Genomic DNA, 20,548 nt, shown 5'->3' on the forward strand with positions numbered 1-20,548 from the left:
GAGACGAGCGGCTGGACGGGTGCGTCGGTGTCGGTCACGCGACGAGCCTAGCCGAGCAGCACGCGGCGCCAGGCGTCGTCGTCGCGGCCGATCGTGCGCACCTGGGTGACCCACCGGACGGCCCGGTCATCGGCCGTCCCGCGCTCGACGGCGGCGCGCACCGCATCACGCCATGCCCCGGCGTCGTCCGGCACCGCGACGGCCCCGTGGGCTCGTGCCACGGCGTACGAAGGCCGGTCGGAGACCACCGCGGGCAGGCCGAGCGCGGTGTACTCCAGGAACTTCAGGTCGCTCTTGGCGCGGTTGAACTCCTCGTCGCGGAGGGGCGCGACGCCGGCGCTCCAACGCTCGCGGTGTGCCACGAGCCAGCGGGAGAACGCCGGGTAGTGGCCGTCCGGCACCTCCACGCGGCGGAACCAGTCGGCGCCGCCCTCGTCGGTGACCCCGATGACCTCGAGCCGGATCGGTGTGCCGTCGGCGGTGGCCAGGTCGGTGAAGACGTCGCGCAGGAGTTCGAGGTCGGCGGCGTGGGTGAGCGTGCCCATGTAGAGCACCCGGTGCTCGCCGTGCGGGCGCTCGTCGTCGTCCTCGGTCGCTCCGGGTGTCCAGAGTCCGGGGTCGAGGGCGTTCGGCACCACCGTGACGTCGCGCGCGACCGGACGCACGACGTCGGCGAGTTCCGGCGTGCTCACCACGACGGTGTCGGCGCCCCGGACCAGTGCGTCGATCGAAGCGAGGCGGTCCGGGTCGTACTCGGCCCGGGACAGTCGCTCGCGCCCGGCGTCGGTGAAGAAGTCGTCGTCGACCTCTCCGACGACGCGGATCCCCCGTGCTGCGGCCACGTCGAGGAACGTCTGCACGGCGTCGCGCGGCAGGTTGTCCCGCTGGACGAGGACCGCGGTGTAGGGGGTCGTGTCGGTGCCGTCGACGAACGCACCGGGGTCGACCTGCCGGACCCGCGCGGTACCGCTCGCGGCCAGGTGTTCGGTCCGCCGGACGACCCGCACGTGGGCGGACGCGGGGTGCGCGCCGCCGCCGCCCGCGACGACGTAGCCCAGGATCGGCAGCGGTGTGGGCCCGGACCCGGCGGCCCGCGGCCCGGGCGCGGGCGCGGGTGCGGGCGCGGGTGCGGTGGGTGCGGCAGGTGCACCGATGACGGCTCGGCGGAGTCGGCGAGCGGCCCGGCGGACGAGATCACGCGGCATGCGCCCATCATCCCGCACGGAGCGACCTCGCCACGCCGCACCGTCGGCGCCGCACCGTCAGCGCCGACCGACCGTCACCGTCAGCGCCGCACCGTCAGCGCCGACCGACCGTCACCGTCCGGCAGGCGCCCACGAGCCGGTCCGCCCCGAGCCCCACGTTCCGGGCGACCGCGCACACCTTGTGCTTGCCCGCCCTGACGGACACCGTGCCGGCGAACCCGTGTGCCACGCCGGCGCCCCAGGTCCGGTCGACGTCGGCGCGCGTCCGGCCCGCTGACAACGACTGCACGCGCCGGCCGTCGACGCTGACCACCACCGAGGTCGCGGTCGCCACGGCGTCGCCGTCGAACGCCCAGCCGCGCAGGCTCACACCGCCGGACACCGCCTGCACCGACTCGAGGGCGCCGTACGGATCGTGCCGGAAGGCTCGGACGGTGGCGCACCCGAGCGTGGTGTCCGAGCCGGCGCCGATGTTGACCGCGGTCACGCAGACCCGGCGAGCGCCGGCTGCAGCGGGGACGACGGCCTCGAAGCCGTGGGTCGCCCCGACGCCGGCGGCCGCGTCGACGTCGGTGCGGCGGAGGCCGGCGGTCACGGCTCCCGCGGCGACGCCGTCGACCGTGGCACGGACCCGGACGGGCTGGGTGGGGTCGTCCTCGTCGAACGCCCAACCCCGGACCCGGACGCCACCGCCGGTGCCGGCGACGACCTCGAGCGATCCCTGCGGAGCGAGGTCGGCCGCGGGGACTCCGAGCCGGGCGTTCGCGACCAGGGCCTGGGCGTAGGAGGACCACCACTTGCCCGCAGCCGGGGCGCCGTTGCAGGTGCCGTCACTCGCGCCGGGGGTCTTCACCCACAGCAGGGCGTCGAGTGCGGTGCCGTCGGTGGCGAGCCGGGGCGAGGTGCCGAGTCCGGCGCCGGGACCGTTGCACCAGGTCCCGCGCCAGCCCTGTCCGTTCCGCGAGGTGTCGATCACGTAGTGCGAGCCACCGGTCGCAGCGGACACCTTCTGCGCGTAGGCCTGCTCCTGGGCGGTCGGGTAGTAGTTGGCGACGTTCGTGAAGAACCCGCGGGCCTGCTGCACGCCCGCGCTGTTCAGCCGGGCCGCCATGGTCGCCGGTGGCACCCAGTTCGAGTTGCCGGCGTCGAGGTACGCGGGCACGCCTGCGGCGGTGAGCCCGGCGACGGTGCGGGACAGGATACGGTAGCGCTGGTCGTCGAGCGTGGTGCTGCACTTCGCGTTGCTGAGCATCGCGAGGGAGTCCGGCTCGACGATCACGGCGGCGCGGTGTCCAGCGAGCGCCGCGGTCACCTGGTCGACCCAGGCGTCGTAGGAGGCTTCCGAGAACCCGCCGGCGGAGTACCCGCCGCAGTCCCGGTCCGGGATCGCATACAACACGAACACCGGGGTGGTGCCGGAGTCGTCGGCGCCGGTGACCGCAGCGCTGATCGTCTTGGTCAACTGGGCGCCCTGGGTCCACTCGCCGAGCCAGGTCGCGACGGGGTACCGCGCGATCGTCGAGGCCGCGGTGGCACCGGCGGGGTCCGAGGCGGCGAGCGCGGTGGCCGCCTTGGCTGCTTCGCTCGTGGGTGACCGGTACGGACCGGCACCGTACAGGGACGCAGCCGGTGCGGACCGGATCGTCGTGGCGGACGTGGCAGCGGACGCGCCGCTCACCGGCAGCAGCGCGCCGGCGAGGGCGGCGAGTGCGACGGCGGTGCCGCAGAAGACAGCACGGCGCGGACGGCGGCGCATGGACACACTCCTCGGACGGTCGACCCCTGACCGGTCCATGGGAACACGGGCCGTGCGCGGGTCACCACCCGCCAGTGCGGGTGCCACCCGAGCGGGTGTCGGCAGTCCTGGGGACGCGCCGGCCGCCCTGGACGCGACAGGCGGACGGACGGGAGGCCCGTGGCGGCGTCGCCACGGGCCTCCCGTCACCGGCACGGCCGGACCGCCGCTGGCGCGTCGTTCCGGGACCGGCGGCGTGGGCCCAGTCCGTCATCCGCCCGGTCGACGGACCCGGTGTCAGTCGTCGAAGTGCGCCGCCGCTGCGCGCGCCCGGTAGACGACGTCGTCGACGTCGTCGCCGATCACCGTGACGTGGCCGATCTTCCGACCCGGGCGCGGTGCCTTGCCGTAGAAGTGGTACTTCGCCTCGGGGAACGCCTCGAGCGCAGCCGGGTAGCGGGCGGCGAGGTCGCCGTCGGCCGGTCCGCCGAGCACGTTGATCATCACGGCAACCCGGGCGAACGACCCGGTGGCACCGAGCGGCAGGTCGAGGACGGCGCGCAGGTGCTGCTCGAACTGGCTCGTCGTCGCACCGTCGATCGTCCAGTGCCCGGTGTTGTGCGGGCGCATCGCGAGCTCGTTGATCAGGATGCGCTCGTCGGCGGTCTGGAACAGCTCGACGGCCAGGACCCCGGTGACCCCGAGCTCCTCGGCGATCCGGACCGCGATCGACTCCGCCACGTCGGCGATGCGTCCGGCGCTGTCGGGCGCGGGGGCGATGACCTCGGCGCAGACACCGTCGCGCTGCACGGTCTCGACCAGCGGCCACGCGACCACCTGGCCGGAGGGGCGACGGGCGACGGACTGCGCGAGCTCGCGGGTGAACGGCACGAGTTCCTCGGCGAGCAGGGCCTGGTCGCCGCCGGCCTCGGCGACGGCGATGAACCAGTCGTCGACGTCGGAGGGGTCCGACACGACCCGGACGCCCTTGCCGTCGTAGCCGCCGCGCGGCGTCTTCACGACCGCACGGCCGCCGTGCTCGTCGAGGAACGCGCGGAGCTCGTCGGGGTCGCGCACCGCCGCCCAGTCCGGCACCGGGAGGCCGAGCTCGCTGAGCTTCGTGCGCATCGTGATCTTGTCCTGGGCGACCGCGAGCGGGCCCGGGCCGGGCCGCACGGCGACGCCGGCGTCGACCAGGGCGCGCAGGACGTCCTGCGGCACGTGCTCGTGGTCGAACGTGACGACGTCGACGTCGCGGGCGAACGCCAGGACGGTCTCGACGTCGTGGTAGTCGCCCTCGGCCGTGGCGGCGATCGATGCCGACATGCCCGGTCCCTCGGCGAGGACCCGGATGTCGATCCCCAGCTCGACGGCGGCCGGCACCATCATCCGTGCCAGCTGTCCTCCGCCGATGACCCCGACGCGCAACGCCATGCTGTGTGATCCTTCCGGCGTTCGCACCATCCGGGGTGAACGCGTTGTCTACAATCGCTGTTCGGGTCGCACTGTGCACGGCCCGCGACAACTCTACGGATCCTGGAGGGCACGTGCGGCGCCTCATTGCCCAGCTGGCACGCTTCGGCGTGGTCGGCGCCGTCGGCTTCGTCGTCGACACCACGGTGTTCAACGTCCTGCGCATCACCGTCCTGAACCCCGACGACGTGCACTCCGGGCCGTTCTGGGCGAAGGTCATCTCGACCGTGGTCGCCATCTTCGTGAACTGGATGGGCAACCGGTACTGGACGTTCCGTGAGCAGCGCCGTGCAGTCGCGACGCGGGAGGGCGTCGAGTTCGTCGTCGTGTCGCTCGGTGGCATGGTCATCGCGCTCGCGTGCCTCGGGGTGTCCCACTACGCGATGGGACTCACCTCGGTCTTCGCCGACAACGTCGCGAACATCGTCGGCCTCGTGCTCGGCACGGTGTTCCGCTTCTGGCTCTACAAGGTGTGGGTGTACCACCCCGAACGCACCGCCACGGTGCCCGCGGCGGCCGACGTCGCACGCCAGGACTCCCTCTAGGATCGATCGGGTGACGGCCCACGAGACCACCACCCGCACCCCCACCGGCACCTGCACCACCGCGCCACCCCGCACGGCTCGGTGGGAGCGTGTGGCGATCGCCGTTATCACCGCCACCTTCGGCCTGTGGCTCGTCGCCTGGGCACTGGTCGTCCCCGTCTTCCAGGCGCCGGACGAGACCGCCCACATCGACGCCGCCGTGCACGTCGCACTCGGCGACGACTGGGCCGCGCCCGGTGAGTTGCACGTCACGAACGCCGTCGAGGCCGCGAAGGCCGAGCTGGCCACGAAGCCGTCCAGCCAGTGGTCGACCGTCAGCGAGCTGCTGCAGAACGCACCCGGGCCGTCCGCGACCGTCAACCAGATGACCCAGCACCCGCCGACCGCCTACCTCGCCGGTGCCGCCGTGCTCCGGGCCGTGGACTTCGGCGACCTGCGGTGGGACCGGGCGTTCATCGCGCTCCGACTCGCCGACGTCCTCGCCGTCACCGCACTCCCCCTGCTCGCATGGGCGTCCGTCCGCCGGGTGACCCGTTCCCCGCGCGCCGCTCTCGTCGGCGGGCTCGCGGTGTTCGCGACGCCCGAGCTCGCGTCCATCGGGTCCTCGTTCTCGAACGACGCCCCCGTGCTGCTCGTCGCCGGCGTCGTCGTGTGGCTCGCCACCCGGCTGCTGACCGGCGACACCCGGTGGCGCACCACGATCGCCCTGGCGGTGGTCCTCGGCGCCCTGGTCTGGATCAAGGGGACCGGTCTGCCCGCGGTGCCGTTCGTCGCCGTCGCCGTGCTCGTCGCCGGTGCCGGGGTGCTGTCCCTGCGGCAACGGGTGGTACGCACCGTGGTCGCGATGGCCGTGTCGGGGGGCATCGGCGCGTGGTGGTGGATCCACAACTGGTTCGCCTACGGCCGGATCCAGCCGAACGGCTACGCGTCCATGCGGCCGCCGAAGGACTTCCCACCGGGCGAGCACCCGACCCTGGGACACTTCCTCGACGTCAGCTGGGGAACCCTGGCCCGCACGTTCTGGGGCAGCTTCGGTGCCCGGGCACAGGTGAGCATGGGCGACCTGCTCACCGCCGTCCTGACGATCATCGTCCTGGTCGTCCTGGTCGGCTGGGCGTTCCGGCGTGGCCCGGACCTGCGGGTGGCCCTGTGCCTGGCGGTGTTCCCGGCCCTGCTCATCGGCATCCAGAACGAGACGAGCGCGGGCGCGTACCTCCGGACGACCGAGGTCGCCGCCACCCAGGGCCGCTACTACTTCCCCGCGATCCTGTGCCTGATCGTGCTGAGCGCCCTGGCCTGGCGCCGCCTGGTGCCCGCCGGACGCGCACGCTCGTGGGTCGCGGTGGGCCTGGCCGTCCTGCTGCCCGCCGTGGGCGTGTACGGGTTCGCGGTGGCGTCGGCGTGGTTCTGGAACGCCGCCCTGTTCCCGGTGACGGGCCGCGGTCTGCTCCGCTACACCGAGATCGGGCCGGTGCCGCCGTCGGTGCTCGTCGTCGTCGTGGCCCTGGTCGCGGTCGGGCTCGTCGTGTCGGTCGTGCAGGTCGCCCGTGCCGACCGTCGAGTGGCCGGGCTCGCGTCGTGACCACGCGTCGCACGTGCGGCTGACGGAGTGGACGCCCCACGAGACGGACGGGAGGCCCGGTTCCAGCTGGCACCGGGCCTCCCGTCCGTCGTCACGCGCGTCGGGTGCACCCCGATCGTGAGCAGGAACGGTCGGGTCGCGCACCGCGGACCCGACCATTCCTGCTCACGGAGTGCGCGTCAGGCAGCGGGGACGCCACCCTCGACCGCGGAGGGGTCGTCGGTCGGGCGGTTGCGCCGGAACCACGTGGGTGCTGCGGCGCAGAGCAGGAACAGCCCGTCGACCGCCAGGCTCCAGACACGGGTGACGACCACCACGACGAGGGCGATGGGCACCGGCATCACGATGGCGAGGAGCAGCGCCTGCACACCCTCGCGGACGCCGAGCCCACCGGGGGCGAACACGGCGAGCATGCTGATCGCCGAGGCCATGCTCGCGGCACCGATCACGAACGCTGCGTCACTGAGCTCGAGCGACGGGTACACCGCCAGCGTGATGAAGTAGTACGCGGTGCCCGACAGGATCGCACCGGCGACGTAGAGCCCGGCGCCGCCGAGCACCGTGCCGAGGTTCGGGCGGACGTCGGCCTCGAGCGGCTTGCGGCGCAGGATCTTCAGCGCGATGCCGATCAGGAAGACGAAGACCCGCGGGATCAGGCAGACGACGCAGCCGACGAACGCCGCGACCATGAGCGCGATGAGCCACGGGTCGAGCGCGTGCGTTCGGGGGTCGATGAGCAGCAGCACGAGCGCCAGGGCCAGGGTGGCGGCGATCTGCAGCGCCCCCTCGAGCAGGCCGCTGACGCCGAGCCGGGCCTTCGAGACACCGTGCTTCGAGGCGAAGTAGACCTTGCCGATGATCCAGGTCGCGGCCCCGGGGATGTAGCGGCCCATCCAGGACTTCGCGTACACGTAGGTGAGCGTCACGCCGGAGCCCTTGAGGCCGGTCGCGCCGAGCCGTCGCAGCAGGTAGAACCAGATGCCGACGCCCCAGTAGCGGAAACCGAGGCTGATCAGCGTCGCCACGACGACCCAGGACCACTGCCAGTCGAGCCCGGCGAGCTGCCCCCAGTCGACGCTGCGGACGTACAGCACGAGGAAGACCGCGAGGAGCACGTAGAAGACGATCGGGACCGCCTTGACGAGGAACCGTCGCCAGGTCGGCGGACGCTTCCCCTCGGGGGCCGGGGCGTCGCTGGTGGTTCCTGACAAACGGGTCTCCTGCCGGTGCTGCTGAGCTCAGGACATGCTAGCCGCTCCGGTGTGTGCGAAACTTGCCGCCGACACGACCGACCGAACACCGACACGAGGATGCCGTTGCCCAGCCAGCCACGGGAGAGCGCCCGACTCGAGTTCACGTACCTCGACGGGCTTCGAGGACTCGCAGCCTTCGCCGTCGTGTTCCACCACACCTACCTGTTCACCGGCCTCACCGACGCCGCGAAGACGGACATGCCGTGGATGCGTCCGATCATCGGGTGGGGCTACCTCGGTGTCCCGCTGTTCATCGTGCTGTCCGGCTACGTGCTCATGCTGCCGGTCATGACCCGCTCCGACGGCTACCGCGTACCCGGCGGCTTCTGGAAGTTCATCTGGCGACGTGCGCGACGGATCCTCCCGCCCTACTGGGCGGCGCTGGTGTTCTTCGCCCTGGTCGTCTTGTTCGTGCCGGTGATGCACAACCCGAACGGCACGCAGTGGGACACGAAGCTCCCGATGGGGTGGGGCGCGTTCCTGACGCACCTGTTCCTGGTGCACGACTTCTTCCCCACGTACATCGGCAAGATCAACGGGCCGATGTGGAGCGTCGCGATCGAGTGGCAGATCTACTTCCTCATGGCCCTGCTCATCCTGCCGATGTGGCGCCTGCTCGGCGGGTGGGTGACGACCTCGGTGCTCGTCGCGGCCGGGCTCTGGATGGGCGTCGAGAACCGGGACGCCTCGATGCACCCGTGGTTCGTGGGGCTCTTCGCCATCGGCATGCTCGCGGCGGCGATCACCGTGCGGGCCCGCGACGCGCACCTCGAGGGACGGCTCCGGTTCCTCGCGCCGCGGTGGACCGGCTGGGTGACCGGCGCCCTCGTCGTCGCGGCGACCGCGGCGATGGTCCTGATGTTCGCCTCGCGTCGTCTCTACTTCCAGCAGCAGACCTGGCCGTCGGAGATCGCCATCGGCGTGCTCTCCGGGATCGTCCTCACCTGGCTCGGCGTGGCCGCCGTCACGGGACACCACACCTGGTTCTCGCGGTTCCTCGCATGGCGGCCGTTCGTCCTCGCAGGACTCGTCTCGTACTCGGTCTACCTCTTCCACAGCCCCTTGCTGGCGTTCGGCAACCTGCTCCTGCTGCCCCTGGGGCTCTCGACGAAGTGGCAGTTCCTCGTCATGGTCGTCGTCGTGGTGCCCGTGACGATCGCACTCTGCGTCGGCTTCTGGTGGCTGGTCGAGCGCAACTTCCTCAACCAGCGGCAGCGTCACGCCGCCGCCGAGGTCACCTCGCGGGAGCCGATCCCCACCGTCGAGACCGTCCAGCCGGTACGCGAGTCCAGCGTGCGCTGAGCGGCCACGCCCCGTGCCACGGCGGCTACCATGGCCCGGACGCGACGTGGGCGACAGGGCTCCACGCATCTCGACAGGGAAGACGAGACCGCATGCGCAGATCCAGCAGAAGACTCCTCGGCCTGGGCACGGCGACGGTGGTGGCCGGGGCGATGACACTCGTGGCCGGTCCAGCGTGGTCCGAGACAGCAGGCACCGCGACGGCGTCGGCCGGCTCGAGCGCCGGTACCAGCGCGAGCACCACCGCGACCGCGACCGGGACCACCACTGGGCCGTCCGTCGCCGAGATGGACGCGAGCGGCAACCACGTCATGGGGGCCGGCATCGCAGCACACGCCGGGCAGACCCGGGTGGCCGCCGACCTGCCGGTCGGGCCGACACCCCTCGGCACGAACACGAAGGTCGCCGCCGCCGCGGCGAAGCGCCCGACGGGCAAGATCAACGGCATGGACGTCAGTGCCTGGCAGCCGAACGTCGACTTCACGGCGGCGTACGGACTCGGCGCTCGCTTCGCCTACATCAAGGCGACCGAGGGCGTCTCGTACGTCAGCTCGACGTACGCGTCGCAGTACCGGAACGCCAAGAACGCCGGCTTCATCCGCGGCGGCTACGTGTACGCCCAGCCGAGCAAGGCCAGCGGCGCGGCGACCGCGAACTACTTCTTCGCCCACGGCGGGCAGTGGACGGCCGACGGCGTCACGCTCCCCCCGCTGCTCGACATCGAGTACGGCACCGCGGCCCAGGGCGTCTGCTACGGCAAGAGCTGGCCGCAGATGCGGTCGTGGATCGCGGACTTCTCGGCGACCGTCTACAAGAAGACGCACCGCTACCCGGCGATCTACACGACGACCGACTGGTGGAAGCGCTGCACGAACAACAGCATCCGGTTCGCGAAGAACCCGTTGTTCGTCGCGATCTACCCGGTCAAGGACTTCTCCGGCCCCGGGACCCTCGGGGCCAGCTGGAAGTCCACGGGGTGGCGCTTCTGGCAGTGGGCGGCCAGCGGGACGCTCCCGGGCGACCAGGACGTCTACCGCAGCGCGGACGGCGCGAACCTCCGCGCGTTCGCGAAGAAGACGGAGTAGCCCCGCCGGACGTCAGCGGGTCTGGCGGGTGGCCTCGGCGAAGTCGGCGTCGAGGGCGGTCGCCATCCGGGCGACGCCGTCGGCGAGCTGCTCGCGGACGGCGTCGCGGTTCGCGTCGAGCGCCTCGAGCTGGGCCGTGACGTCGTCGACGAACGTGGGTTCGAGCGCGGCCTCGATCGGTTTCGAGAACTCCTGCTGACCCATCTGCTCGAAGAACAGTCGGCCCTTGTCGACGTAGTAGAGCACGGCGGCCGGGACGCCCGCGATGGTCGCGACGATGGCGGAGTGCAGGCGGCTCGCCAGGAACAGGCGGCTGCGGGACATCAGACCCGCGTACTCGGCGGGCGAGAACTCGTCGGCCTCGACCACGTGGGTGCGGTCGCCGTGCTGCATGAGCGCGATGACCTCGCGCGCGAAGGCGGCATCGCCCTCCGAGGCCTCCATGTGCATCGGGTAGAACACGACGTCGGCGTCCCACCGGTCGATGACACGGTCGGCCAGGTCCGCGACGGCCTGGCGGTAGGTGACGAGTCGGTCGCTGTCGACGCCGGTCTGGCGGAAGCGCTTCGGCAGGAAGCGGAACGGGATCCAGCCGCTGCGCTTGTAGTGGAACCAGCGGCGGACGCCGAACCCGATCGAACCGTCGAGACGCTCGGCGGTGAGGCCGGTGGTGCGCTCCAGGCGCTCGAGCACACCGGCGTCCGGCACCGTGACGGTGCCGACGACGGCCGGGTCGAAGGACGAGACGATCGGCGTCGTCACGCCCCACGCCAGGAGCTTCTCGCGGGACTCGTCGTCGCGGACGGCGAACGAGCGGCACAGGTCGACGGTGGCGCGGATCAGGCGCTTGCTGACGCCGGCGGTGGTCGGACCGATGCCCTGGAAGGCCCCGACCAGGTTCTCGTTGACCGCACGGACGAGCAGCATCTTGCCGAACCAGTACACGAGGCCGAGCTTGTTCGTGTAGTCCTTGAGGATCTCGCCGCCACCCCACAGGACGACGTCGGCGCCGCGCGCGGCACGCAGCAGGGCGAAGAGGTCGCCGATGCCGGTGCTGTACGGCGACACCGGCAGGAACCGGATCCCGAACCACGCGGCGTCCCGCTCGGGGTACTGCGACAGCGAGACGATCTCGGCGTCGGGCCACCGTCGACGGACGAGCTCGACGTTGCCGGCGAGGATCGCCCGGTCCCCGCGGTTGTGGGGCGAATCGCTATTGTGGATCAGAACGCGCACGGGTGGAGAGCCTACCGGACCGTCCCCCGCGACCCCCGGAAAGGCACGATGTCCCGCCCCACCCCCTCTGCCCGCCCCCGCCTGCTCGTCCTCGGATCGACGTTCCCGGCCCGCCCGGACGACGGTGTGCCGGCGTTCGTGCTCGACCTCGCCCACCAGGAGGCCCTCGAGTTCGACACGATGGTGCTCACCCCGCGGGTCCCGGGCGGCGCGACCACCGAACGCATCGGCGACGTCGGCGTCCGGCGGTTCCCGTACTTCCCGAAGGCGTTCGAGGACCTGGCCGACGGCGCGATCCTCGACAACCTCAAGGAACGCCGCTCGCGCATCGTGCAGGTGCCGGCCCTGGTGCTCGCGCAGTGGTTCGCGATCCGCCGCGTGGTCCGCTCCGCGAAGCCCGACGTCATCCACGCGCACTGGGCCATCCCGCAGGCACTCGTCGCGACGTTGGCGGCCCCGGGCGTCCCCCTCGTCGTCACCACCCACGGCGGGGACGTCTACGCGCTCCGTGCCGCTCCCCTGGTCCGCCTGAAGCGCTGGGTCTTCGGCCGTTCGGCCCACGTCACCACCGTGAACTCCGAGATGCGCGAGCGCCTGACGGAGTGGGGCGTGCCCGAGGCGCGCTCCACCGTCATCCCGATGGGCGTCGACCTCGGTCCGGCCCGCGCCACCCGCGCCCGCGTCCCCGCGCAGGAGCACCACGTGGTGGCGGTCGGCCGGCTCGTCGAGAAGAAGGGCTTCGGCAACCTGATCGAGGCGCTCCGGGGACTCGGCGACGAGGTGCCGTGGCGACTCACCGTGGTCGGCGACGGCCCCTACCGGGCGCAGCTCGAGCAGCAGGCTGCCGGACTGCCGGTGACGTTCCTGGGCCAGCGCGGACGCACCGAGGTGCTCGAGACCCTGGCCGCGGCGACCGTCGTGGCGGTGCCGTCGATCCCCGCGGCGAACGGCGACCAGGAGGGGCTGCCGGTCACCCTGCTCGAGGCCGCTGCCGTCGGCGCCGCGATCGTCGCGAGCGACCTGCCCGGCATCCGGGACGTCGTGCACGACGACGTGTCCGGCGTCCTCGTCGCCCCCGGGGACGTCGACGCGCTCCGCGACGCCCTGCGCCGCGTGCTCACCGACGACGCCGCGCGGGCGAGGTACCAGGAGCAGGCCGTCGTGTCGGCTGCGGACTTCTCCACCGAGCGCATCGGCGAGCGCTACCGGGCGGTGCTGCGCGCAGCCATCGGCTGACGACGCGGCAGACGCACAGGAGGCCCGGTGCCGGCCCCACGGACCGGCACCGGGCCTCCTGTCGGTCGCGGCTAGCGCCCCATGCCGCGGTACGTGAAACCGGCGGCGGTCCAGGCGTCGCGGTCGAGGCAGTTGCGGCCGTCGATGACGACCGGGCTCGACACCAGGGACGCCACCGTGGTCGCGTCGAGCTCGCGGAACTCGGCCCACTCGGTGAGCACGAGGACCAGGTCCGCGCCGGACAGCGCGTCCGCCGCGGTCTCGACGAAGTCGAGCTCCGGGTGCACACGACGCGCCGTGACGACGGCCTCGGGGTCGTAGGCCGACACCGTGGCGCCGAGCTCGTGCAGGCGTGCGGCGATGTCGAGGGCGGGCGAGTCACGGACGTCGTCCGAGTTCGGCTTGAAGGCCAGGCCGAGCACCGCGACGCGCTTGCCGGTCACGACACCGCCGAGCAGCTCCTGCGCCAACTCGACGACGTGCGCACGACGACGCAGGTTCGTGGCGTCGACGTCGGCCAGGAACGCCAGGGACTCCCCGACGCCGAGCTCGTTCGCCCGGGCCTGGAACGCCCGGATGTCCTTGGGCAGGCAGCCGCCGCCGAAGCCGAGGCCGGCGTTCAGGAACTTGCGGCCGATGCGGGCGTCGTGCCCGATCGCGTCGGCGAGCGCGGTGACGTCGGCGCCGGCGACCTCGGCGATCTCGGCCATCGAGTTGATGAACGAGATCTTCGTGGCGAGGAACGCGTTCGCGCTGATCTTCACGAGCTCGGCGGTGGGCAGGTTCACGACGAGCCGGGGGGTGCCGGACGCGAGCGCCTCGGCGTAGACCTCGTCGAGGGTGTCGACGGCGGCCTGCCCGGCGTCACCGTCCGGCACACCGTAGACGAAGCGGTCCGGGCTGATGGTGTCCTGCACGGCGAAGCCCTCGCGCAGGAACTCGGGGTTCCAGACGAGCGTCGCCCCGGGCACGGCCTCGGACACCTCGGCGGCGAGGCGCGCGGCGGTGCCCACCGGGACGGTCGACTTGCCGACGACGAACTCGCCGGCGGACAGGTACGGGGTGAGCGCGGCGACCGCGGCGTCCACGTAGGTCATGTCCGCGGCGCCGGTCGGGCTCTGCGGGGTGCCGACGGCGAGGAAGTGCACGCGGGCGCCGGCGACCTCGGCCATGTCGGTGGTGAAGCGGATCCGGCCGGAGGCGAGCGCCTCGGTCAGGATCTCGGGGAGACCCGGCTCGAAGAAGGGGGCCTCACCCGCGGCGAGCCGCTCGATCTTGGTCGGGTCGACGTCGACGGCGACGACCTCGTGCCCGAGCTTGGCCATGGAGGCGGCGTGCACGGCACCGAGGTACCCGCAGCCGATGACAGAGATACGCACGACGAAGAAGGTACCGGTTTCTCGTGGGAGTTCCAGCACCGTGGTGCCCCGGGTGTCGTGGCGACGTCAGGCGCGGACGTCGCCCCAGGGCGGTCGGTCCGGGCCGCCGACGATCTCGTCCCAGTCCGGCTCGCGGTGGCGCCGCCGGGCTTCGTACGCCTCGACCAGATCGTGCAGGACGGCCACCACGAGGTCGGCGTGCGGCACGTCCGCGAGCACCACGGCGGGGTCGTCGCCGGGGAACACCAGGACGTCACCGGAGCGGAACACGCCCTGGAGTCCGCGCCGGCGCACCGTCACGTCGTACCCGCGGGAGTGCAGGAGCTCCTGCCGGGTGCGTGTGCCGAGCCCGTGCACGACGACGAGCCGCCGGGTCGTGACGACGTACCGCTCGGACATCCAGCGGAACAGCGGCACGGCACCGCCGAACACCACGAGCACCACGACGAGTCCGGCGACGACGGCGTTCAGCCACGCCAGCTGCGCCTGGAACACGCCGAACCCGAACCCGCCGGCGACCACGACCAGCACGACGAACACCGCCGGGCGCACGAGCCGACGAGCGTGCGGTCGCAGGCGAGCGACGACGCGTTCGGGCGGCGGCTCGGCGGTCATGCCGTCATGCATACCGCAGGTGGGTGACGTCGCCCACGGCGACGCCCCTGGAGGCGCCCGCTCGATCCCGGATCGTGATGCGGCCCTCGTCGTCGATGCCGGTGGCGTCGGCCTCCTCCACGGTGCCGTCGGGCAGCTCGAGGCGGATGCGGCGACCGATCGTGCCGCACGCGGCACGGACGTGCGACCGGACCGACTCGGCGGCGGGACCACCCGTGACCAACGCGGCCACGGCCTCCAGGACGGCTGCCCGGAAGGCGGACAGGACCGCGTCGGCCAACGCGGGGGCGTCGTCGACCGCGCCCGCCACGAGCAGCGACGTCGACGTCGGGGTCGGCAGGCGGTCGGCGGGGATCGTGAGGTTCACGCCGGCGCCGACCACGATGCTGCCGTCGGAGGCGACCTGGCAGAGGATGCCGCACACCTTGTCGCCCGCGACCTGGACGTCGTTCGGCCACTTGACGGCGACGTCGGCGCCGGCGGGCAGCACCCGGGCGATCGCGTCACGCATGGCGGCACCGGCGACGAGGGGCAGCCAGCTGCGGTCGTGGTCGGCGAGGTCGGCGCGCACGAGCAGGCTCGCGGCCAGCGCCTCGCCCGCCGGTGCGCTCCACGTACGGTCGAGGCGCCCTCGGCCCGCGGTCTGGTGGAGCGTCGCGACCACGCTGCCGTGCTGCTGCTCGGCTGCCACGGCGAGCAGGTCGGCGTTGGTCGAGCCGGTCTCGTCGGGGACGGTGAGGGTCGCGCCCGTCGACCGGACCGCTTCGCTGGTGGCGGGGAACGACGACGACGGGGATGTGGACATGCACGCAAATGTACGGGCAGGAACCGTGGGGGTCCTCCAACCGGCCCCGACCTCGCCGCCGGTAGGGTGAGCGGGTGACTTCAGGAGACACCCCCGATCTCTCGACGACGGCAGGCCGGCTGGCCGACCTCCGCGAGCGGTACCACGAGGCCGTGACCGCCGCGGGCGAGTCCGCGATCGCCAAGCAGCACGCCAAGGGCAAGGGCACCGCGCGCGAACGCATCGAGCAGCTGCTCGACGAGAACTCCTTCGTGGAGTTCGACGAGTTCGTCCGGCACCGCACCACCTCGTTCGGCATGGACGCCAAGCGCCCCTACGGCGACGCGGTCGTCACCGGCGTCGGCACGATCCACGGCCGCAACGTCGCCGTGTACGCGCAGGACTTCACCGTCTTCGGCGGCTCGCTCGGCGAGGTCGCCGGCGAGAAGATCATCAAGGTGATGCAGCACGCGCTGAAGACGGGCGTGCCGATCATCGGCATCCTCGACTCCGGCGGGGCCCGGATCCAGGAGGGCGTGGTCGCGCTCGGCAAGTACGGCGAGATCTTCCGCCTCAACACCCAGGCGTCCGGCGTCATCCCGCAGCTGTCGATCATCATGGGCCCGGCGGCCGGCGGCGCGGTGTACTCCCCCGCGCTGACCGACTTCGTGATCATGGTCGACAAGACCAGCCACATGTTCGTCACCGGCCCCGACGTCATCAAGACCGTCACCGGCGAGGACGTCGGCTTCGAGGAGCTCGGCGGCGCGCAGACCCACAACGCGGTCTCCGGCGTGGCCCACTACCTGGCCGAGGACGAGTCCGACGCGCTCGACTACGCGCGCTCGCTCATCGGGTTCCTGCCGGACAACAACCTGTCCGACGCACCCGCCTACGACGTCGCCCCCGAGCTCGAGACCACCGACGCCGACCACGAGCTCGACCTGGTGATCCCGGACTCGACGAACCAGCCGTACGACGTCACCACGATCATCGAGCACGTCGTCGACGACGGCGAGTTCCTCGAGATCCAGCCGCTGTTCGCGCCGAACATCCTGATCGGCTTCGGCCGGGTCGAGGGCCGCACCGTCGGCATCATCGCGAACCAGCCGCAGGCCATGGCCGGCACGCTGAACATCGACGCCGGCGAGAAGGCAGCCCGCTTCGTGCGGTTCTGCGACGCGTTCGGCATCCCGATCCTGACCCTGGTCGACGTGCCCGGCTACCTGCCCGGTACCGACCAGGAGTGGACCGGGGTCATCCGGCGCGGCGCGAAGCTGCTGTACGCCTACGCCGAGGCCACCGTCCCGCTCGTCACCGTCATCACGCGCAAGGCCTACGGCGGCGCGTACATCGTGATGGGCTCGAAGCAGCTCGGCGCCGACATCAACCTGGCCTGGCCGACCGCCGAGATCGCCGTCATGGGCGGTCAGGGCGCCGTCAACATCCTGTACCGCGCCGAGATCAAGCGCGCCGAGGAGTCCGGCGAGGACGTCGCAGCGGTCCGCACGAAGCTCGCGAACGAGTACACCTACAACGTCGCGTCGCCGTACCTGGCGGCCGAGCGCGGTGAGCTCGACGGCATCATCCAGCCGCACGCCACCCGCGTCTCGGTCATCAAGGCCCTGCGTGCCCTGCGTGGCAAGCGTGCGACGCTGCCGCCCAAGAAGCACGGGAACATCCCCCTCTGATGGGTGCGTACTGATGGGTCGGCACGCAGCTCCGGTGCCCTCGGACGAGCCCGCCTCGGTGGCCGACGTCCGGGTGGTCTCCGGCGAGCCCACCCCCGAGGAGCTCGCAGCGGTCGTGGCCGTGCTGCAGCGCCAGGCCGACGAGGCCGCAGCAGCCGGTCGTGCCGAGGTCGTCGACGAGCCGCGCACCGGGTGGCAGGCCTCCGCCCGCGGCCTGCGTCGCCCGCTCGACCACGGTCCCGGTGCCTGGGGCCGATCGCTCCGCTGACCTCCGCTGACCTCCGTTGGCCTTCCTGTACCCCTGGTGTCCCCGACCCGATGGGCGTTGCAGGCTGCACTTCCCGGTCGGTATCCCCTCGCACGGGGGACACGAATCGTCCAAGAGGACCGGAAATGCCGAATTTGTCCCCCATAATGACGACTGACACGAGGGTTGTGGGTTGGCATAGTTACTGGTGTTCGGTGTCCTTCAACGAAGAACATCGCAGGTCGGTGGCCGACTAGGGTACGACGCCACCGCCCGCTGCGAGGCAGGGCGACATTCGGGTTGTCGCTCAGCCTCGGGTCGTGAACGGGCCGGTCGGATACGACCGGCCCGTTCCCCGTTCCCCGTTCCCCGTTTCCGGGGGCGTTCGCGCGCACCCCATCCGCGACACTCCACGCGTCGAACGACACGTGCGTTGTCGGGATGATCGCGTCAGCCGTCGGCGCCAGCCCGGCGCGACCACGGTGCGGCCGGGAGGCCCGTGGCGGCGCCGCCACGCGCCTCCCGGCCGCTGCGTCCCGCGTCCACCGCCGCGCGCTCCACTTTCGCGACATTCCACGCGTCGATCGCCTCGTGGTCCGTCGGATGATGCGCACGCACCGCATGCGTGCGCATGTTCCGACGTTCCACGCGTCGATCACCTCGTGGTTCGTCGGATGATGCGCACGCACCGGGCGCCAGCTCGAGCAGGCGCAGCGCGCCTCAGGCGGGCTCGTGCCGCGGGATCTCGAGCCAGAGGGCCACGGAGTCGTCCTCGTCGCCGTCGTCGTCCTCCATGCTCGCTCCGAGGGCTGCGGACTCGCTCGCGGCCGTGTCGAGCTTGAGCCCGACGACCGTGACCGCGGAGTCGGACCCCTCGCTGACGGTGCGGACGATGACGTTGTCGGCCTCGCGGGCCTGGCGGAGCGCCTCGGCGATGCGGGCGTGGATGCGGCGGACGTCGTCGACCTCGAGCTCGTCGAGCCCGCCGTCGTCGTGCAGCTGCACCGTCGCTCCGCGGCGGCGCAGGCGCATGACCTCGTCGCGGACGTCCTCGGACAGCAGGGAGCGGCCGCGGATCTCGTCGCGGATGGCCTGCTCGAGGTGCAGGCACTCGGCCCGGTCCGCGTCGTCGAGGTCACCGCACGAGTCGATGATCCGCTGCAGCATCGGCAGCGCCATCCGCGTGGTCTGGCTCAGGCGGAACTGCCGCTCGAAGACGTGGGCGTCCTGCGCCGCCTGCCAGTCGGCGGTCTCCTGCTCCGCACGGACGAGCTCGCGGGTGTTCCGGATGGCACGGTTCATGGCGATGGCGAACACCGTGGCGATCGCGACCCAGGCCACGCTGCCGAGCACCCCGAGTGTGCCGAGCGCGTCGAGACCGGCCCAGGCGACCGTGTACACCGCGAGGAACAGGACCCCGGCCCAGGCGAACGGGCCGCGTCCCCGCACGACGAGCACGACCATCAGCGTACCGACGGCCGCGATCCACCACGTGGCGGACCCCGGACCGTTCGCCAGGTCGACGACCGGCGCCGCGACGAGCGGCATCACGATCGCGGTGGCGAGCGAGAAGCACGCCGTCCAGACCGGCAGGACCTTGCCGGGCACGAACAGCGCGAGGCCGGTGGCCGCGGCGTAGAGGACCATGCAGGCGATGACGGGGCCGACGTCGTGCACGCGCTGCAGCGACGCGACGGCGAGGACCAGGTGGTACAGGGAGAACAGCGACGCCAGGCCGAGCGCGATGCTCGCGGGCAGGGAGACCCTCATGCTCCGGCTCCCGTCGCCGGGAGCGTGGACGGCGTGGTCGGCGACCAGCGCAGCTCGATGCGCGTGCCCTCGCCCGGGGCGCTGTGCACCTCGGCACGGCCGTCGACGGCGGCGACGCGCTCGATGATCGACCGCCGTACCCCGAGTCGCTCGGAGGGGATCGTCGCGACGTCGAAGCCGCGACCGTCGTCACCGACCTCGACGTGCACGCCGTCGTCGTGCTGCTCGACGCGGACCCAGCGGGCGACGTCGGGACCACCGGCGTGCTGGACGCTGTTGACGGCTGCCTGCAGCGCCGCTGATGCGAGGGCGTCGGCGACCGACGCCGGCATCCGGACCGACCCGGCCGGCGCCGGGACGAGCCGAACGGGCGCCGCGAGGGCACCGATCGCCTCGCCGATGCGGGTGCGGAGGTCGGCGAGCGTGACCGGGGTGTCGTCGTCCGGGCCGTCGGCCGCTGCGGCCTCGAGGTGGTCGATGGCGTTCCGTGCCATGCGGGCGGCGAGGGTCTTCGCCTCGAGCGTGTCGGCCCGCGCGGCGGAGAGCAGCGTCGTCAGCACACTGTCGTGCACGATCGCGTCGACCTGCACGCGCTCTACCTCGACCGCGTGCTCGCGGATGGCGAGCGAGTACCGGCGGACCGCGGTCGACTGCGCCGTGTCGACCGACGACGCTGCCCGGCGGAGGACCACGGCGATGACGAGCACCGCACCGCTGAGCAGCGCCGTGTACACGCCGTCGAGCAGCGCACGGACGAGCCCGGCGTCGCCACCGACCGGGGTGAGGCGGAGGACGACGTAGATCGCCGGCACGAGTGCGGTGTAGATCGTGGCCCGCCAGGTGGCGAAGCCCATGGCTGCCGCGGTCGAGCCGACGGTGCAGAACCACCACGGCCACGGCTGCTGCGTGGACGGGATCGAGTCCTGCACCGTGAGCGGCCACGTCGTCAACGCGACCAGGAAGAGCAGGGCGCACAGGATCTGCGCGAACTGCGCCACCCGCGGCACGAACGCCGAGACCCCGACCAGGACGAACGACGCCCCGAGCGCGATCGCGACGACCGGGCCCCAGAACGGATCGAGGTACGGCAGCTGGGCGAGCACCGCCGGGGTGTCGACGATGCCGAGGCCGACCGCGGTCATCGCCAGCAGGATCGCGAAGGCACGCTCCACCGACGCCTGCGTGATCGACGCTCGGACGCTGCGTGACGGGTCGGCACCGAACGGCGCGCCGTCACCGAAGCCGACCGGTTCGTCACCGGGAGCACGACCAGAGCCTGCTGAGACGCGCCCGGCCTGGCCCGACGCCGCACCACCGCCGCCCGACCCGCGGCCGAAGCGCCGACCGGTCCCCCGACCGACCCCCGGGCCGCTCCCCCGGCGCGACGCCGGCTCAGCCGCGCTCGCCATC

18 protein-coding genes are annotated in these 20,548 nt (G+C 72.3%); 7 read left to right on the forward strand and 11 right to left on the reverse strand.

Annotation, left to right across the window (positions count from 1 at the left end):
• Positions 1-47: 47 nt before the first annotated feature.
• The 3 genes from ABH929_RS06000 to ABH929_RS06010 all read right to left on the reverse strand — a co-directional run bounded on the left by ABH929_RS06000 (position 48) and on the right by ABH929_RS06010 (position 4,374).
• The gene (locus ABH929_RS06000) at positions 48-1,205 is read right to left on the reverse strand and encodes a hypothetical protein (RefSeq protein ID WP_263091051.1); all 1,158 of its coding nucleotides are present in this window, start codon (positions 1,203-1,205) and stop codon (positions 48-50) included.
• Positions 1,206-1,299: 94 nt separating this feature from the next.
• Positions 1,300-2,961, reverse strand: coding sequence for a glycoside hydrolase family 6 protein (locus ABH929_RS06005; RefSeq protein WP_404560481.1), 1,662 nt, complete (start codon positions 2,959-2,961; stop codon positions 1,300-1,302).
• Positions 2,962-3,237: 276 nt separating this feature from the next.
• The gene (locus ABH929_RS06010) at positions 3,238-4,374 is read right to left on the reverse strand and encodes a 5-(carboxyamino)imidazole ribonucleotide synthase (protein ID WP_404560482.1); all 1,137 of its coding nucleotides are present in this window, start codon (positions 4,372-4,374) and stop codon (positions 3,238-3,240) included.
• 113 nt (positions 4,375-4,487) lie between these two features.
• Here ABH929_RS06010 and ABH929_RS06015 point away from each other — a divergent pair, with 113 nt between their 5' ends.
• Entirely contained in the window at positions 4,488-4,958 is a 471-nt protein-coding gene (locus tag ABH929_RS06015; protein ID WP_404560483.1) for a GtrA family protein, read from the forward strand.
• A 10-nt stretch (positions 4,959-4,968) separates the two neighbouring features.
• The gene (locus tag ABH929_RS06020) at positions 4,969-6,540 is read left to right on the forward strand and encodes a DUF2142 domain-containing protein (RefSeq protein ID WP_404560484.1); all 1,572 of its coding nucleotides are present in this window, start codon (positions 4,969-4,971) and stop codon (positions 6,538-6,540) included.
• A 179-nt stretch (positions 6,541-6,719) separates the two neighbouring features.
• Here the strand turns inward: ABH929_RS06020 and ABH929_RS06025 are convergent, their stop codons facing one another.
• A complete protein-coding gene (locus tag ABH929_RS06025; protein ID WP_404560485.1) occupies positions 6,720-7,751 on the reverse strand; it encodes a lysylphosphatidylglycerol synthase domain-containing protein in 1,032 nt (343 codons plus the stop codon).
• A 105-nt stretch (positions 7,752-7,856) separates the two neighbouring features.
• On the opposite strand from ABH929_RS06025, the gene ABH929_RS06030 reads away from it, so the two are divergent.
• Both ABH929_RS06030 and ABH929_RS06035 read left to right on the forward strand, forming a co-directional pair.
• Positions 7,857-9,095, forward strand: coding sequence for an acyltransferase family protein (locus tag ABH929_RS06030; protein ID WP_404560486.1), 1,239 nt, complete (start codon positions 7,857-7,859; stop codon positions 9,093-9,095).
• A 92-nt stretch (positions 9,096-9,187) separates the two neighbouring features.
• The gene (locus tag ABH929_RS06035) at positions 9,188-10,180 is read left to right on the forward strand and encodes a GH25 family lysozyme (protein ID WP_263091064.1); all 993 of its coding nucleotides are present in this window, start codon (positions 9,188-9,190) and stop codon (positions 10,178-10,180) included.
• 12 nt (positions 10,181-10,192) lie between these two features.
• On the opposite strand, the gene ABH929_RS06040 is transcribed toward ABH929_RS06035, so the two are convergent.
• Positions 10,193-11,416: a polysaccharide pyruvyl transferase family protein gene (locus tag ABH929_RS06040; RefSeq protein ID WP_404560487.1), complete on the reverse strand. Its 1,224-nt coding sequence runs from the start codon at positions 11,414-11,416 to the stop codon at positions 10,193-10,195.
• 48 nt (positions 11,417-11,464) lie between these two features.
• On the opposite strand from ABH929_RS06040, the gene ABH929_RS06045 reads away from it, so the two are divergent.
• The gene (locus ABH929_RS06045; protein WP_404560488.1) at positions 11,465-12,652 is read left to right on the forward strand and encodes a glycosyltransferase; all 1,188 of its coding nucleotides are present in this window, start codon (positions 11,465-11,467) and stop codon (positions 12,650-12,652) included.
• Positions 12,653-12,723: 71 nt separating this feature from the next.
• Here ABH929_RS06045 and ABH929_RS06050 read toward each other — a convergent pair whose 3' ends face one another.
• The 3 genes from ABH929_RS06050 to ABH929_RS06060 all read right to left on the reverse strand — a co-directional run bounded on the left by ABH929_RS06050 (position 12,724) and on the right by ABH929_RS06060 (position 15,451).
• Complete coding sequence (locus tag ABH929_RS06050) at positions 12,724-14,031, reverse strand: UDP-glucose dehydrogenase family protein (RefSeq protein WP_404560489.1); 1,308 nt, start codon at positions 14,029-14,031, stop codon at positions 12,724-12,726.
• A gap of 66 nt (positions 14,032-14,097) precedes the next feature.
• Positions 14,098-14,646 (reverse strand): PH domain-containing protein, encoded by a 549-nt coding sequence (locus tag ABH929_RS06055; RefSeq protein WP_123292200.1) that lies wholly within the window; start codon positions 14,644-14,646, stop codon positions 14,098-14,100.
• A 4-nt stretch (positions 14,647-14,650) separates the two neighbouring features.
• Complete coding sequence (locus ABH929_RS06060) at positions 14,651-15,451, reverse strand: biotin--[acetyl-CoA-carboxylase] ligase (protein WP_404560490.1); 801 nt, start codon at positions 15,449-15,451, stop codon at positions 14,651-14,653.
• A 74-nt stretch (positions 15,452-15,525) separates the two neighbouring features.
• On the opposite strand from ABH929_RS06060, the gene ABH929_RS06065 reads away from it, so the two are divergent.
• Together ABH929_RS06065 and ABH929_RS06070 are read left to right on the forward strand one after the other, a co-directional pair.
• The gene (locus ABH929_RS06065) at positions 15,526-17,121 is read left to right on the forward strand and encodes an acyl-CoA carboxylase subunit beta (RefSeq protein WP_404560491.1); all 1,596 of its coding nucleotides are present in this window, start codon (positions 15,526-15,528) and stop codon (positions 17,119-17,121) included.
• Between the two features lie 13 nt (positions 17,122-17,134).
• A complete protein-coding gene (locus ABH929_RS06070) occupies positions 17,135-17,389 on the forward strand; it encodes an acyl-CoA carboxylase subunit epsilon (RefSeq protein ID WP_123292197.1) in 255 nt (84 codons plus the stop codon).
• Between the two features lie 429 nt (positions 17,390-17,818).
• On the opposite strand, the gene ABH929_RS06075 is transcribed toward ABH929_RS06070, so the two are convergent.
• The 3 genes from ABH929_RS06075 to ABH929_RS06085 all read right to left on the reverse strand — a co-directional run bounded on the left by ABH929_RS06075 (position 17,819) and on the right by ABH929_RS06085 (position 20,547).
• The gene (locus ABH929_RS06075; protein ID WP_404560492.1) at positions 17,819-18,001 is read right to left on the reverse strand and encodes a hypothetical protein; all 183 of its coding nucleotides are present in this window, start codon (positions 17,999-18,001) and stop codon (positions 17,819-17,821) included.
• 87 nt (positions 18,002-18,088) lie between these two features.
• Positions 18,089-19,138: a hypothetical protein gene (locus ABH929_RS06080; protein ID WP_205462711.1), complete on the reverse strand. Its 1,050-nt coding sequence runs from the start codon at positions 19,136-19,138 to the stop codon at positions 18,089-18,091.
• Positions 19,135-20,547 carry a sensor histidine kinase gene (locus ABH929_RS06085; protein ID WP_404560493.1) on the reverse strand — a complete coding sequence of 471 codons (1,413 nt, stop codon included), beginning with the start codon at positions 20,545-20,547 and terminating at the stop codon, positions 19,135-19,137. Before ABH929_RS06085 ends, ABH929_RS06080 begins: the two co-directional genes overlap by 4 nt.
• Between the last annotated feature and the right edge of the window lies 1 nt (position 20,548).

Origin of the sequence: Curtobacterium sp. AB7, assembly GCF_044909335.1 — a bacterium.
Classification (GTDB): Bacteria; Actinomycetota; Actinomycetes; order Actinomycetales; family Microbacteriaceae; genus Curtobacterium.